This is a genomic window from Sulfurovum sp. NBC37-1 (genome assembly GCF_000010345.1).
In the GTDB taxonomy this organism is placed as follows: Bacteria; Campylobacterota; Campylobacteria; order Campylobacterales; family Sulfurovaceae; genus Sulfurovum.
This window is the reverse complement of record NC_009663.1, coordinates 2,091,685-2,106,727: the sequence shown is the minus strand read 5'-3', so window position 1 is coordinate 2,106,727 and position 15,043 is coordinate 2,091,685. Positions and strand designations below refer to the sequence as shown.

At 38.1% G+C, this 15,043-nt stretch carries 15 protein-coding genes; all 15 read left to right on the top strand.

Annotated features, from left to right (window positions below):
- The first annotated feature begins 300 nt into the window (after positions 1 to 300).
- The 15 genes from SUN_RS10510 (at position 301) to SUN_RS10440 (ending at position 15,026) form a co-directional block, all read left to right on the top strand.
- A complete protein-coding gene (locus SUN_RS10510) occupies positions 301 to 936 on the top strand; it encodes a hypothetical protein (RefSeq protein WP_012083788.1) in 636 nt (211 codons plus the stop codon).
- 15 nt (positions 937 to 951) lie between these two features.
- Positions 952 to 1,614 carry a hypothetical protein gene (locus SUN_RS10505; protein ID WP_012083787.1) on the top strand — a complete coding sequence of 221 codons (663 nt, stop codon included), beginning with the start codon at positions 952 to 954 and terminating at the stop codon, positions 1,612 to 1,614.
- Positions 1,615 to 1,648: 34 nt separating this feature from the next.
- Positions 1,649 to 2,359, top strand: coding sequence for a hypothetical protein (locus SUN_RS10500; protein ID WP_012083786.1), 711 nt, complete (start codon positions 1,649 to 1,651; stop codon positions 2,357 to 2,359).
- Positions 2,360 to 2,490: 131 nt separating this feature from the next.
- A complete protein-coding gene (locus SUN_RS10495; protein WP_012083785.1) occupies positions 2,491 to 3,387 on the top strand; it encodes a hypothetical protein in 897 nt (298 codons plus the stop codon).
- Positions 3,388 to 3,397: 10 nt separating this feature from the next.
- Positions 3,398 to 4,084, top strand: coding sequence for a hypothetical protein (locus tag SUN_RS10490; RefSeq protein WP_012083784.1), 687 nt, complete (start codon positions 3,398 to 3,400; stop codon positions 4,082 to 4,084).
- Positions 4,085 to 4,086: 2 nt separating this feature from the next.
- Complete coding sequence (locus tag SUN_RS10485) at positions 4,087 to 4,788, top strand: hypothetical protein (protein ID WP_012083783.1); 702 nt, start codon at positions 4,087 to 4,089, stop codon at positions 4,786 to 4,788.
- Positions 4,785 to 5,882, top strand: coding sequence for a hypothetical protein (locus SUN_RS10480; protein WP_012083782.1), 1,098 nt, complete (start codon positions 4,785 to 4,787; stop codon positions 5,880 to 5,882). Before SUN_RS10485 ends, SUN_RS10480 begins: the two co-directional genes overlap by 4 nt.
- 73 nt (positions 5,883 to 5,955) lie before the next feature.
- The gene (locus SUN_RS13185; RefSeq protein ID WP_012083781.1) at positions 5,956 to 8,778 is read left to right on the top strand and encodes a VWA domain-containing protein; all 2,823 of its coding nucleotides are present in this window, start codon (positions 5,956 to 5,958) and stop codon (positions 8,776 to 8,778) included.
- Between the two features lie 3 nt (positions 8,779 to 8,781).
- The gene (locus tag SUN_RS10470) at positions 8,782 to 10,287 is read left to right on the top strand and encodes a hypothetical protein (RefSeq protein WP_012083780.1); all 1,506 of its coding nucleotides are present in this window, start codon (positions 8,782 to 8,784) and stop codon (positions 10,285 to 10,287) included.
- Between the two features lie 14 nt (positions 10,288 to 10,301).
- Positions 10,302 to 11,411, top strand: coding sequence for a hypothetical protein (locus tag SUN_RS13180; RefSeq protein ID WP_012083779.1), 1,110 nt, complete (start codon positions 10,302 to 10,304; stop codon positions 11,409 to 11,411).
- A gap of 40 nt (positions 11,412 to 11,451) precedes the next feature.
- Positions 11,452 to 11,823, top strand: coding sequence for a hypothetical protein (locus tag SUN_RS10460; RefSeq protein WP_012083778.1), 372 nt, complete (start codon positions 11,452 to 11,454; stop codon positions 11,821 to 11,823).
- A 9-nt stretch (positions 11,824 to 11,832) separates the two neighbouring features.
- On the top strand, positions 11,833 to 12,234 hold the full coding sequence (locus tag SUN_RS10455; protein WP_012083777.1) for a hypothetical protein: 402 nt from the start codon (positions 11,833 to 11,835) through the stop codon (positions 12,232 to 12,234).
- Between the two features lie 114 nt (positions 12,235 to 12,348).
- Entirely contained in the window at positions 12,349 to 12,909 is a 561-nt protein-coding gene (locus SUN_RS10450) for a hypothetical protein (protein ID WP_232501333.1), read from the top strand.
- Positions 12,910 to 12,983: 74 nt separating this feature from the next.
- Positions 12,984 to 13,934 (top strand): hypothetical protein, encoded by a 951-nt coding sequence (locus tag SUN_RS10445; protein WP_012083775.1) that lies wholly within the window; start codon positions 12,984 to 12,986, stop codon positions 13,932 to 13,934.
- Positions 13,935 to 13,943: 9 nt separating this feature from the next.
- A complete protein-coding gene (locus tag SUN_RS10440; RefSeq protein ID WP_012083774.1) occupies positions 13,944 to 15,026 on the top strand; it encodes an SH3 domain-containing protein in 1,083 nt (360 codons plus the stop codon).
- The last annotated feature ends 17 nt before the right edge of the window (positions 15,027 to 15,043 follow it).

Below are 15,043 nucleotides of genomic sequence, written 5' to 3'. Positions count from 1 at the left end.
TATTATATGAAGGGTACCTCTAATAACCCCAAATACCCATAATGGGTTTTGCAAATGTGAGATTTTGCATGAGGCTTTCAAGTCCTAGCCAAAGCTAAGATGAAGTAAGTATCTTGTGAAAGATTGTGTTTGCAAAGCCCACCCTGCGGGCATCACTAGCTTTCGCCTATGCGTTGTTACTTTTCGACTTAGCTACGGCTAGGCCTTCAAAAGAGTGTCTAGCCCAGATAAAAGCCAGAGATGTTATGAACATCTAGGGTTATTAGAGGTGCCCTGAAATAAACCTATGAGGAGAAAAGTATGAAAAAAACAGTAATGGCTATGTTTATGATGGCAGCGGTTGTACAGATTGAGGCAAAGCAACCCAATGTAAGTGCAAATGATATACACCCAAGTGAAAATGTCAAATGTCTGGAAATACGATCATATGAAAACAGTCCAAATAAGAAAAATACATACCACCGCTGGATAAGACATGTGACATGGTGTTCAGAACCTATATCGGACATTGATCCTGCGCTTTATAAAAAATTTAGTATGGCAAAGCCGATGCGTACAAAAGAAAGCAATATTGGGGGGAGTCATCCCGGTAGACTTATTAATGGTTTTCTGATTGATAAAAACAATAAAGTGTGGAGAATGGATGAGGTTAAAGATGTTATTACGCAGCTTGGTGAGATAGATACTCCTGCAGAGGCACGCTTGATCCTATGGATCCACGGATATACAAACGGTAACCATTACTATAAAACAGCAAAAGGGTATGAGATTACCTATACGTATGAGACGACAGACAAGGAGTGCAAAGGATGCCCAGGCACTACCCAATGTGTGGAGAAAAAAGAAGTGACTGAAAAAGCCCTTGTCAATAAAAAAGGTGAAATTGTTTCACGAAAAAAGCTCAAATCACGATCTTTAAAAAAAGAGTGTATCTAGTAGAAGACATCATAAATGAATAGAGGGATAATATTGATCTTTCTTCTCTCAGGCATCTGCTTTGCAGGTGGCTTATACTACAAAGTAACAGGTATAGAAGATGATGATACCCTGAGTGTTCGTCAATCTGCTTCTGCCTCGTCTAAAAAGACAGGGACTCTACTGTCATACGACACGGGTATTACTGTAGGTAAATGTAAGAAAAATGGTTCTACTGTTTGGTGTCATATAGATTTTTTACCTGATGATACTATGTTCTTTGTTAGAGATTTTCCACGTAACGGAGGCTGGGTCAATAAAAAATACCTTAAACCTGCCTCAGACATCATCTACTCACCAGCTATACAATACAGGAAAAACCAAAACATATTTAAAGTAGTGGGTGTAAGATCTGACGATAACCTCAATGTTAGAGAACATCCACGAAACAGCTCCAAAAAAGTTGGACATCTCAAGTACAACGATGTAGGCATAGTAGCAGCCAAATGCCAAAAAATTGGTAAGAGTAGCTGGTGTTATGTTGCTTATGATTTTACGATGGGTTGGGCAATGGGTCCGGAGAGTAGCAAAGTACCATACGCAGTGCTAGGCTGGGTAAATATGAGGTATTTAAAGTTAGATGACAATATAAAGAATCACCGCTTACCGGAGATGACTTTTCCTGGTGAGGGGTATTGATCAAATACAAATAAAGTATCAAAGGGGGGATAAAATGAAACAGGTTTTAAAAGTATGCATGGTGTTAGTGTTGGTAACGGGTATTTTGTCGTCATCACCATTGACAGGTGATTGGCAGATAGATAAGCAGTATACATATAAAAATAATAATGCGAAATACAAAGATATTCTTGGCATGACTATGTCCATGTTGTCTGAGTTGAAAATATCCGATAATAATACAATAGTAGCTGCAAAAGTTGGTTTGAAAGCTAAACTTAAAAAAAGAGGAAAGCACTATGCTTTGGTTTTAGATGAAAGGGAACTGCCTTTGTATCTGTTAGATGTCAATCATATAAAGCTTATACAAACTGCACCGGATAATTCAAAATATGCTATGTTCTACAGTCGTACAAAATTAAAAAAAGTGACCAAACAATCCTCTCTCAAGCAGTCGCAGGTGAAGTTCAAGCTAGACAGGGTGTATAGAACTAAAATAAAAGAAGATTATGCTTTTATCTTGCTATCTAAAAACAGGACGATGTATTTCTTGCAAACAGACAGAAAAAAGAAAATTAGTGCAAAAGAGATAAAAACAGGAAAGCTGAAACTGCAAAAAAAGCAAAGTGGTTTTACATTTTCAGATAAGGCTGTATATGAGCTAAAAAATTGTAATCCATATACAGTATTGGAGGGCAAGGAAGTAAAAATTATTTCTTCTAAAAAGTTTAAGTACAGAGGTAATGTTTATGAATTGCAAAAGTAATTATACAACTAATGTTTTATGTTTTTATCACTTTAAATACAAAAGCTTAGGATCATTTGACAAAACACTCTCCAGGTTTGAGCTGTTTGATGGACGTATGGGGTATACAGACAAGAAAGGAAAAGAATATTATGATTAAAGCAGTAATACTATTTGGTATATTTTTACTTTTTGCAGGATGTAGCCATAATGAAGTTATTGATCCAGATAATAGTCAAAATCAAGAACACAAATGCAAACAAGAACTAAGTAAAGCCAAAGACTGGATGGCCTCATGGAAAACTTGTGCAGGTGATGGAGCCATCAAAAAAGATGGTACGCTGTGGCAACTTGGTGAAGTAGGGGGTTGCAACTGGGGTCAGATGCTCCCTCCTCTAGATCCAGATACAGGTAAGCCTACATATACAACTAAGTATATTTATCACTTGGAACCTAAAAAGATAGGGGATGGTTTTGCCGGAGCGAAGATCATCAATGGTGGTTATCGTGTGTATGCCATTAAAAAAGATGGAACACTGTGGGGTTGGGGAGAAGGGCTGAGAAAAAAACCTCTGCTTTTAAGCTATAGTCATGATTGGGTTGATTTTGGAGTAAAATGGGCAGGTAATGGATGTTGTGATCATGATATTGGGCTGAAAAAAGATGGAAGCCTATGGATCCTTCCTGAGGATCTGAATTATGCTCACAAAAGCCCTTTGCCTGATTTGAAGAGAGTAGGAAAACAAAAAGGTTGGGACAGGGTTATTTTAAATTGTTGTTCTATGTACGCTATGAAAAAAGATGGCTCTCTTTGGGTAAATCGTGATAGATTAAAAGGATTGAAATTTGTAAAGTTTGACCCGAAAGTTGACTGCAATACAGGAGAAGCATCTTTTTGTAAAAATCTTAGAAGTGCTTTTTCTAAAATGCCTTCGCAATCTATTTACAATTATTATTCCAATTATGATGAAATGAAGAGTCAGAAAGTAAAAGTTGGTGGTAGTGCGGGTACATTGTGCATTATACCTGAAACGGTTTATAAGTTTTAGAGGAGAAAAAATGAAACAGATAAAAACAATACTCATAATCATACTGCTGACACTCTCTACCAATGCAGGTTGGAAACCACTTCAATCACTTGATCATTATGGACCAAAAGCATTTACGCTTAAAAAGGGTGTGGCGTATGTAGAGATTCGCAAGTATACTGAAACATATATTCCCAATGCAGCAGGGAGTGGTGATACTGCAAAAAAGAAAGCTGTGGTATTTAGAATGTATCGGCATCCTTTGTCATATTTTGGATCTGCAACTAAACATGCTTTTCAGAAGATTTCTTCTAAAAAAAGATATGGATTCAAAAAAGGTGCTTATGCATCGCTTGGACCCAGTTCAAAGTGGTACTATGATGCTTTCATGCTTGACAGTACAGGAAAGTCCTGGAGACTAGAGAATATTCAGGATGTTGTAGATATGGTCAAACCTGTCGATTCACTGGCAGATCTCAGCCTTGTTCTATGGCTACATAGTAATGCCCAAGACCTGTCGGATAAAAAGAGTTATAGTGCCAAGTATCGCAAAAATGGCAGTGGGTATGTGGTTCGAGAGCATCATATTGCTCATGGTGGCGGTGATTGGATTTATGGATGTGGCGATTATACTTTTGAGTATAAGGTTAATACTTCAGGTAAGGTGGTACAGAAAAAACTTATCAAAAAAAGAAAAGTTGAGTGTGGGGGAGAGTAAAGATGAAACAGATAAAAACAATATTTATAACATTGCTGCTGACACTCTCTGCCAACGCAGGCTGGAAACCACTAAAGTCACTTGAACATTATGGATCTAAGGCATTTACACTTAAAAAAGGTGTAGTGTATGTAGAATTGCGTAAATACAGTAAAACAACAGAGATGTCTCGTCTACCAACGGTCACTAAAAATACAAGTGTGGCACTACGGATATATCAATCAGCACCTCGCAACATGAATGTTTTTAGCCGTATTCCACTTAAAGAACAATATGCAATCAAAAAAGGTAAATATGTGGGATTGGGAGGCTCCTCAAGTTGGTATTACAATGGATTTATGCTTGACAGTAAGCGTAAGACATGGAGACTTGAGAACATTATGGATGTTGTAGATATGGTCAAACCTATTGATACTCCGGCAGAGCTTAGTCTTGTGTTGTGGTTAAATAGTGATGCTGGAGAGAAGGCTGAGAAGTATAGTGCCAAATACCGTAAAAGTGGCAGTGGGTATGTTGTCCGAGAACACCATGTTTCCCATGAATATAATGGCTGGAAGTATGCATGCGGAGAGTATATTTTTGAGTATAAGATCAACGTTTCAGGCAAGATCACGCAGAAAAAACTAATCAAAAAAAGAAAATTTAAAGTATGTGGGGGGAGAGTGATGTGCAGTTATAAAAATAAATTTGAGGAGAAAATATGAAAACAGTAATAAAAGTATCACTTATGGTAATGATGCTAGTAGGCATGCTTCAGGCAGAGAGACTTAAGTGGTATGCAGTTAAAAGTGGGAAGGTGACGTATGATATCAGCGGAGAAAAAGAGATTAAAGCCTTAGGAATTAAAGAGAATATAAAAGGGAAGAAAAGGATTATTTTTGATGACTATGGCAACAAAGAGATTGTAGAATTTAAAAAAATTATTGAGAGTAAAAGCCGGGGTAAAAGTACTTTTGCGAAAGAGCATGAAATGACATATACCAATGGCATTAACCAGTATCATGTTAATTTTGACAGAAACAGGATCAAAAAAGTGAAGAATCCTTACTTTGCTGCGAACTATACTCTGGTTGACGGAAAAGATATACAAGCGTTCATGCCCAAAGCTAAAAAAGCAGGTATAGAAACTGTGGCAGGTGTGGAGTGTACTGTATGGAAGAAGAAAAATGAATCTATGTGTATTTATAAGGGGATCGTACTTAAACACTATTCTGATGGTGAAACTACGGTAGCTTCTAAATTAGAGTTTGATGTACCAGTAGGGCAAGATGACTTTAAGTTACCGGATTTTCCTGCGTATGATAAACAAGGTAATGAGATAACATTGGAACAAAGTACTATAGAAAATGAAGATAAAGCAGACAATACAAGTAAAACAAAAAAAGGTGCAAGTACAGCAATAGAAGCAGGATTGATAGCAGCGCAAAAGGCTGGTTTTAAAGGCAAAAAACTGTTTGACTCAAATGTAAAGATGACAAAAGAGCAAGAGCAGGCAGCAGGTGTGGCAATGGCAAATTTTGACTACCCAAAACAGAAACAAAAGGTATTAAAAAAAGAAAAAGCGATGCGTTTTGCTAAAAAGTGTCTCTCTGGTGCTAAAGATAAATCTCAAGCTTCTCAATGTGTCTTTCAAATAGAAGAGATGGGTGGGTGGGTAGAGTTTAATAATAAGTGGGATGAAAAGATAAAAAAAGATATTTTGGCTGATGTGGATGAATTTTTGAATGTGAGAGTACCTTGTGCAAAAAGTTCTTATACAGGTAATGTGTATAGGAAGTGTAGAGAAGAGAAGAAGTAAGAATAGTCAAGTTGTCACATTTTTGGCACATTATTATGTTAAAATCAATTCAAAACAAAAAAGGAGAGAGATAATGAAGAAATTGTTGTTGGGTTTAGTGCTTGTCGTAGCTGCACTTTTTACACAGGTTGCGGCAGAAGATAATCCTCGTGCGGTCATCATTTTTGATGCAAGTGGTAGTATGTGGGGTCAGATAAATGGTGTCACTAAAATAGAGATAGCTCGTGATGCATTGAAGAATGTAGTCAGAGAGTGGAATCCCAATGTAGAGTTAGGATTGACGGTTTATGGGCATCGCAGCAAGGGGGATTGCAACGATATCGAAGTGGTCATCCCTATCGGGAAGGTAGATAAGAAGAGGGTGATCGATACCGTGATGAAGATCAAGCCTAAAGGCAAGACGCCCATCAGCCGCTCGCTGAGAAAAGCGGCTGGGGAGTTGAAATATACCGAAGAGAAGGCAACGATCATCCTGATATCCGATGGCAAAGAGACCTGTGATCCTGATCCCTGTGCTACGGCTAAAGAGTTGAAAAAAGAGGGAATCGATTTTGTCGCCCATGTGGTTGGTTTCAATGTGGACAAAAAGACCGACAAGCAGCTGGAGTGTATCGCGAATGCAACGGGGGGAGAGTATTTTTCTGCCAAGAATGCCGCTGCGTTGAACAAAGCGATGAAAACGATCGTCAAGAAAGTAGAAGTGGCCAAACCTAAAAAAGTAGAAAAGAATCTGCAGATCACGGCTTCGGAGACCGAAGGCGGAAAAGCTGTGGCAGCACTTCATCAAATCTACAAAGATGTTGGCGGGAAACCTTCGGATAGATATGAGCATCTATGCGAATCTGACAAGAAAGAGCCCTGTCTCGAAAGTGTACCAACAGGAAAATATATCATCGTGACACAATACAACAAATACAAGATCAATACACCTGTTGAGGTAAAAGAGGATGAACTGACCAAAGTCAATGTCATCATGGGACAGACCGGGGAAGCCAAGATATATGCCAGTGAAACGGAGGGTGGCAAGTGGGTCAAGTCATACCATTATATACACAGGGTAGTTGATGGTGAAGCGGAAGAGAGCAGCACAGATTCTTGTCAATCCACCAAAAAAGAGCCCTGCCTGAGGAGGCTGCCTGTTGGAAAGTATGTGGCCAAATCTTCTTATAGCAAATTCAAAAAAGAGACACCGTTTGAAGTAAAAGCGGATTCGGTAGTGAAAGTACCTGTCGTATTTAGCCAGACCGGAACGGTAGAAACCTCCGCATCGGAAAAAGAGAATGGCAAATGGGTACGGGTGTATCATGAGATCCATGAGGATGACAACGGAAAACCCGGAGACATGATCAGCGGCACCACTTCCTACAAGAAGAAGCCCGGAACAGTACAGTTACCGGTAGGAAAATATATTCTCAAATCGAGCTACAACAAATTTAAAAAGATTACACCGTTTGAAATCAAGCCCGGTGAAGTGACCAAAGTTCATGTCATAATGGGGCAGACCGGAACTGTAGAAACCTCCGCATCGGAAAAAGAAAACGGCAAATGGGTACGGGTGTATCATGAGATCCATGAGGATGACAACGGAAAACCCGGAGACATGATCAGCGGCACCACTTCCTACAAGAAGAAGCCCGGAACAGTACAGTTACCGGTAGGAAAATATATTCTCAAATCGAGCTACAACAAATTTAAAAAGATTACACCGTTTGAAATCAAGCCCGGTGAAGTGACCAAAGTTCATGTCATAATGGGGCAGACTGGAACGGTAGAAACCTCCGCATCAGAAAAAGAAGGTGGAAAGTGGATACAGGTTTACCACGGAATATATGAGGACGATAATGGCAAACCCGGAGAGAGCATCTCCAGCGCCACTTCTTATAAGAAAAAGCCCGGAAAGGCTCAATTACCGGTAGGAAAATATATTCTCAAATCAAGTTACAATCGATTTGATAAGTTTACTCCGTTTGAAATTGAGGCTGGAAAAACAACAAAAGTGCATGTGCTTTTTGGAAAGTTTATGATAGGTGCAAAATGTGCAGATATGAATGCCAAAGTCAGCTATGAGGTGTATGCAAACGATGGGCGTCTTGTGGATGATAAGAAACTGAACTGTTCTGACACTTGGGAGGTTATACTCGATGACGGTAACTACAGGGTTGAGGCTGCGATAGATGCAGGTTCTGGCGAAGCGGAATTTACTGTCGGTAATGGCAAACCCAATAAGCTCATCCTGGATTTGACCAATCTTAACCATGAAGAAGAGATAAAAGCAGACTCAGAAGAAGCAGTAGTTGTACCGGTTACTTCTAAGAAAAAAGAGCCTGAAAGGCAAAAAGCAGATACCCAAACCGTTTCTATTGGTGGCAAAACTGTACAAATTGACGGCTTAGATCAAAAAGATGTCGATGAAGTAAAAAAATCTCTAGCAGGACTTGGTGCTTTACTTGGTGGTGCAGGTGGCGTACAAAAGAGTATAGAGAGTAAGCCAATGCAGGGAATAAAAGAGAGTCTTATAGTGGCACTACCATATATGGAAAAAACCAAAGAGTGTTATGGTGCATCTAAAACTTTAGAAGATGCAAAACTTTGTGATGTTATCGCCAATGATGGTGCAAAGGTTGCACAGGAGAAAATGGAAAGTGTGGTTGGGATTAAAGGCAAAAAGCCAAAGACCATAGCCCATACTGAGTGGAGTGAAGAGATACGCGTAAAAGAACTTGCAAGAGAAACAAAAGACATCAAAAATGCAAAGCTTTACATCGTCTGCATCAACAAAGGTGTAGGTATGGGACAACTTAAAGAGTGTGCTGCCAATAATGGAGAATTTACACCTAAAAAAACTGAGGTTGAGCAGCTTGGTGATATGTTGAAGATGTTTGGTGGAATGAAATAATAAATGTATAAATTATTTTTTTTAATACTTTTTTCTGTATCGTCATTAGTGGCACTTCCTAATGGGCTTCCTCCTGGTTTTGCTAAAAATGGAATAGTCCTTGGTTACAATCCTGCTGACATGACTGTTATTATTGAAGGTGAAAGTTTTCCATCAGCTTGGGTGCTAGTGGAGATTGAAGAGGAATTGACAAATTCGTATTTGTCAAATGATGGTCATAGGTGTGATTTTTACTTTGCATTAGATGAGGTCCGGAAAAAGGCCAGAGAAATAATGGAAAGAGATAAGAATGATGAAAATATTGATCCTGATAGTCGCATCCATGAGCATTTTATTTATGCAAGCTATTTACTGAAAGGAAGTGTAATTACTAATAATGGGTGTGGAATGGTAAATTTGAGGCTTGAAGACCTCAAAGGCTGTGTAAGAGCTCAGAAAAAACTCTCAGTTAGCGGTATGAAAAATTGGTTAGAAGTTGAGAACTTAATAAGGGAAGCTGCACGTTCATTGGGTCATCAGATGTGCAATGCTAAGTCTGATGAGCAAACTTGTTCTAAATCTCATTATTCCGATGAACTCTTCTGTCCCCATTATTATACTATGCGAACAGTGGTAAAAAAAATAGAGATCCAAGAGCCAAATATGAGAACGGGAGGACGAAACTTCGATCTTACAACTGTCACATTAAAAGATACAAAACAAGTGATAAATATAGAAACAGTCAAAGGTCAAATTACAAATGCTCCATTTGTAAAAGAGACTTCTGTCAAAAAAACATCAGAAAAATATAAGCTCAATACATCAAGTTGTCAGTATGAAATTGTAAAAAAAGTAGAAGGTCTACCCTATCACAAGGCATCATTTAGCTATTTAAACAATTTTAGTTCCAGTAATGCATTTACTAAAGATACCGTTTTGGATTTACAGATATCTTCAATTAAAGATAAAGTGATAAAAGTACCTTGGAAAACTTTGAAAGATACTGGTCGTTTTTCTGATAGCTCAAATTGGGTACAGAAAAAAAGTCAAATTGAAAAAGATACTGAAGTTAAAAAAATGTTAAAACTTAATGCTGAAGGAAAAGCAAAAATTCCTCAATTAAAAGAGATTAGTGATTTTGGAATAGCTGTTGAACAAGCATTGGGACAAGATGCAAAAGATACAAAGTGTCGTATCCAAAGAGAGTTTTATGATGTACTTGAAAATGGTGCAAATATTATGCATCCAAAAGTCTCTTATAGATATAAAGTTAATATATATAAATCAAGTAAAAGTGATATTAGAAAAGCAAAAAAAATTATCGAGAATATGGAAAACTTTAGTGGAAGTTACACAGAGGAGAAACAGATATATGATGATATAAATAATCCATTATATGCACCTAAAAGAATTGAAAGGAAGAAAAATTCTTCGTCAGAAAACAAGTCAAGTGGAATTTTGGATGTACTTGTACCGCAGGATGATTCTGATGGTATGACCATAGATGATCTTCAAATGTTTACAAAATAAAAAAGGAAAATAAAATGATAAAAATAGCAAAAGTAAGTTTAGTAGTATTGATGGGTAGCAGTATGTTGGTTGCAAGTGCAGATCAGATGAAACTTTATGATGTAAAAAGTGGGAAGATCACTTATGAGATCAAAGGTTCCGGTGAGATCATGGGGCAAAAGATGCAGACTGTCGGGAAAAAAAGAGTGATTTTTGATGACTATGGTGCCAAAAATCTTACAGAAGAGGTCAAAGTAGAAAAACAGGTCGTCATGGGACAGAAGCATGTAAATAAAACACATACGATGACTTACCTGAAGGAAGGAATGGTCTACCATACTGATTTTAATAGGAAAAGAATCATGCGTATGGAGAACATGGGTGCAGCTATGGGGGCACTCATGGGTGGCAGAAAGAATATGGGGCAAACCGGAAAAGACATGATGATAAAAATGGGTGGCAAAAAAACAGGTACCGATAAAGTACTGGGCTATACCTGTGAAGTATGGAATCTTATGGGGACAAAGCAGTGTATCTATAAGGGGATACCGCTTAAAGTAGAATCAAATATCATGGGTATAAAAAATACTGAAATAGCTACAAAAGCAAAATTTGACATCTCGCTTTCAAAAGATGATTTTAAATTGCCTGATTTTCCTATTTATGATATGGAAGGTAACAAGTTGGACAAAAGTAAACTGGATGCTATGGATAAAAAGTCTGAAGTTCAAGCTGCAGAGGCTGCTGAAAGTATAGCAGTAGCGAAAGTAGCTATGGCAGCAGCAGCAAAAGATACGGGGATAAAACCGGGAGAAAAAGTTACTAAAGCTCAGGAGAAAGCTATGGGTGATGCAATGATGAATGCAATGTTCCCGCGTATGAAACAGAAAATCTTGGCAGAGGGTAAAGCATTGCGTTTTGCTAAAGAGTGTTTAAGTGATGCTGATACATTGAAAGAAGCAAAAATATGTACGCATAAAATGGATGAGATGACCGGAGAAAGTAGCGATCCGGAAGATGAACTTACAGAGTGGAATGCTAAGACAAAAAAAGAGACACTGGGGTTTATAGAAGAGGGATTGCAAAACATGAAATGTGTAGAAAAAGCCAATAATATGCAAGATATGCAGCAGTGTATGCAGTAGGGCCAAAAGATAATACATAAAAATAAAAGGAGAAAATAAAATGAAAAAGATACTGATAACAACAGCAGTGGCAACGCTTACAACAGCCATGATGGCAGCAGAGAAGATAGACATCTACAAATATGACATTATAAGTGTGTATAAGAATGTCCCCGAGATGATGGCAGATTTGGAGCTGGATGGTATAAAAATGACAAATGATGGCGTCAATCCCTATAAAGTACTTAAAGGCAAAGTATTGAGTTGCAAAGAACTGGGTTTTAAGGGGAAACCGGTAGAACAGTCTTTTCCTGATCTTGTGAGTTATGGTTATACCAAAAAGCTTAAAAATGATGTCGAGGCAGTATGTACAGAAATTATCTATAAAGGCGGAACAGTCAATTTCAGTGTTTTGATTGATGGCAATGATTAGGATAACAGGATGAAAAAGACTGTTTTGTTTCTGGTAGTTACACTGACATTAGCAGTTTCAGCTGAAAATTTATCGGGCTATAAGTATCTGGATTTTCAGATAGGTATCAATTCTAAATATGTACAAAAATATGTTTTAGGTGCTAAAAAACTTGGTATGCATAGTATGGTAGATACCAAGTTGAGATGTAAAGATGCAGGATTTACAAAAAAAGACAGCATTGCAGAAGGGGTGATGTATGGTAAAAAGAGAGCAGATGGTTCTATAGATGTCAGTGGTGTAGGTGACTTTAAAATGTACAGATACGCGCGATATATGAAAAATGGTAAAGAGTGTATAGAGACCCATTACTTCAAAGATGATCCCTCTTTTGGGAAGAGAAGTTTTCTTATGATGAATAAAGGCAGCTAATCAATGTTACGCCGAATACTCCTCTTCTTCCTTTTTCCTCTTTTGATATGCGCAGAATCTTTTCATCCTTATGCTGTAAAGTCTGGAAAAATCACTTATGAAAAAAGAAAATACTTGATACAAGCTTCATTTTATATGGATTCCAACGGTTATGTGCAGGGGAAGAGGACAACACCCTATTATGTGGAAGAGGAGGTGGAGTATTTTTGGAATGAGTATGGTAATGTGGCTTTTGAGCGTTCATTTTCAGTCAGTCGATTTGGCGGGAAAAAACTTGCCAAGCCTCTGCTGAAGTATGAAATGCTTTGGAAAGGGGATAAGCGTTATTACTATAATGCTAAAAAGAACAAAGTCTCTATCAATCCTTACTATATGCGTATTGAATGTTCGAAGGCAGGAAGGTTCTTTGAGGTTTCTGGTTGGGTCAAAGTACTTTATCCTTCAGTCATATTGAAAGGCAAGCTTGAAGTAGCAGGCAGGATGACTGAACATTATTTCATTGATGCGTTTGAAGATCTGTATCTTTGGAGGGGGATCGTTTTAAGGCAGATGGATTACTCTACGTCACCCAAAGGGGAACGCATGGACCCTGACAGAGAGAAGATTGCTGTGAGTATAGAGGTCCATAATACAATAGATGACACCATATTTTCTCCTAAATGGATGGAAAGATAAAAGATTTGGCGCATATCGGTTTAAATCTTTAGGATAGCTCCAATAAAAATATGAGAACAGAGAGGAAAATAAGCATGTGTAAACAAATATTTGGAATATTGACTTTTATCTTTCTTGTATCGTCTACAGTGACAGAAGCCAAAGAGTATCCCATTTTGGCATTGGGTGTACAGTCTGTTCGCGGTTCTCATATAGGAAGATGGGAGAGAGAACGTTTTTTGGATGGTCTGGAAAAAGAGTTGAACCTGAGAGGGCACATAGAGTTGCATAGGAATGCACCTTTTTTAATGAAAGTTCAAATAAGCGGTTATAGTACAAATTTTGGCAGAAGTGGTGGAAAGTTTTTGGGAAGAAAACAGTACCGCTTTAAACAAAATGTACGACTTCGGGCACGATATGAAGTTTTTGACAGAAGAGGTTATGAACTCTATCACGGTAACCTCTCCTACAATGTCCGTATGGATACAGGCTCCTCAATCTCGTATGAAGATGCTATGATGAAAGCACGAGAGAGTATGCTCGAAGGTTTGGGGGAGCGTGTCGGGAGTAGGATAAATGACCGTTTTCATTTTATGGTAGATTTTGAAGATCAGATGTATGGGCAGTACGGAGAGCCCAAGTCAAAGAAAAATGTCTATGGGCACTCCGGTTCAGCAAGGCTTCCTTCAGGGTCAAGTTTGGATTTTGAGAGCGGTAAAGTAAGCAGAAAAAATAGTTGGGGAGATCTAAAGTGGGAAGCATTGCCCGGAAAAGTGGATATGCACTTTTTTAACCCACTTAAAAAGTCGCGTTTTGCTATGGTTAAAGGGAAATCTTACAATAGCATTGACAAGTCTTATGTTAAAAGAAAAAAGCTTTCAGGCATGCCCCTCATAGCCTTTGATTTTGACAGAAAATTTTCCAAAGGAAGTGTATTTGTTTTTAAGACAACAGAGGGGCATTACGGGAAGATGCAGATACTCGGGTTTCGCTCAAAGGGAGCGATGCTGCATCATACCTTACGCTTGAAATGGATATTGTTTTAGGAGAGAATCATGTTTATATTGAAAAAAGCGTTCTTGGGCGCATTGCTGTTCGTATCGTTACAGGCTTCGGCAGACTGGAAGGATACACTTTTTGCTACGGTCATTAATCTAAAAGAAAATGACACCCTCAATGTCAGAGAGAAGCCTAATTACCGTTCCAAAAAAACTGGTGCTTTACCTCTTGATGCTTATGTAGGTGTAGATAGCTGTAAACAAGTAGAACACTCGATATGGTGTAAGGTATTTCATCTTGCCCAACATGATTATGATGGGTTTGGGTATGATGCCAGGCCGGGATGGGTGAATGCCAGATATCTGAAGCCAGATAATGAGGGATATGTAATCATTGACGGGAAACCAGACTGTGACTATACTTTACGTTGTCAAAAAGGAAGATATGAAGTAGTGGAAAGTTATGAGACAGATAAACAGTATGAAATTACCTCCATTAAAACCAAATGGATCGATAGAGATCGTCTGAAAGCATCAACCAATTTTGGTGCTATGACTGAAGATCCTGAAGCTTCGGGTTACTGTACCGATGGAAATCATATTCAGGACTATCTACATCAAAAAAAGCTACATAAGTTAGAGGGAAACAATCATGATACTGTACGAAAAAGAGTGATATTCTTTGTAGATGATCTAAGTAATATCGTTCTAGATAAAAAAAATATTCTACCTTGCCTGCATCCTAAAAAAGGGATAGTAATGACATGGAACGTACTCTTTGGCGGGAAAGAGGATATGTTGTTTGGTTATAATGATATTGTAAATATAGAAAAGAACAGATATCAAAAGATACATTGGGGACAAACTTATGGAAAAGGCGATGATGTCTTCATGAGCCTATATGATTACGTGTCGGCGTTAACTAGATCTTTTAAAGATATCAGTAAAATTGAAGAAATTAAAGATCTCAAAGGGTTTAAGTGTCCATCTAAAAGTGAATGTAAAGGGTATGAAGTCTTTTGGATCAATGATAATTCTGACACAAAAGAGTATGACTGGCAGGGATTGGTAGTGATTTTAGAAAAGTATCATGGTAAATGGTATGTGGTTGCGATGCTAAGAGACAGGTGGACAATATAGGGAACCTCTAATATCAT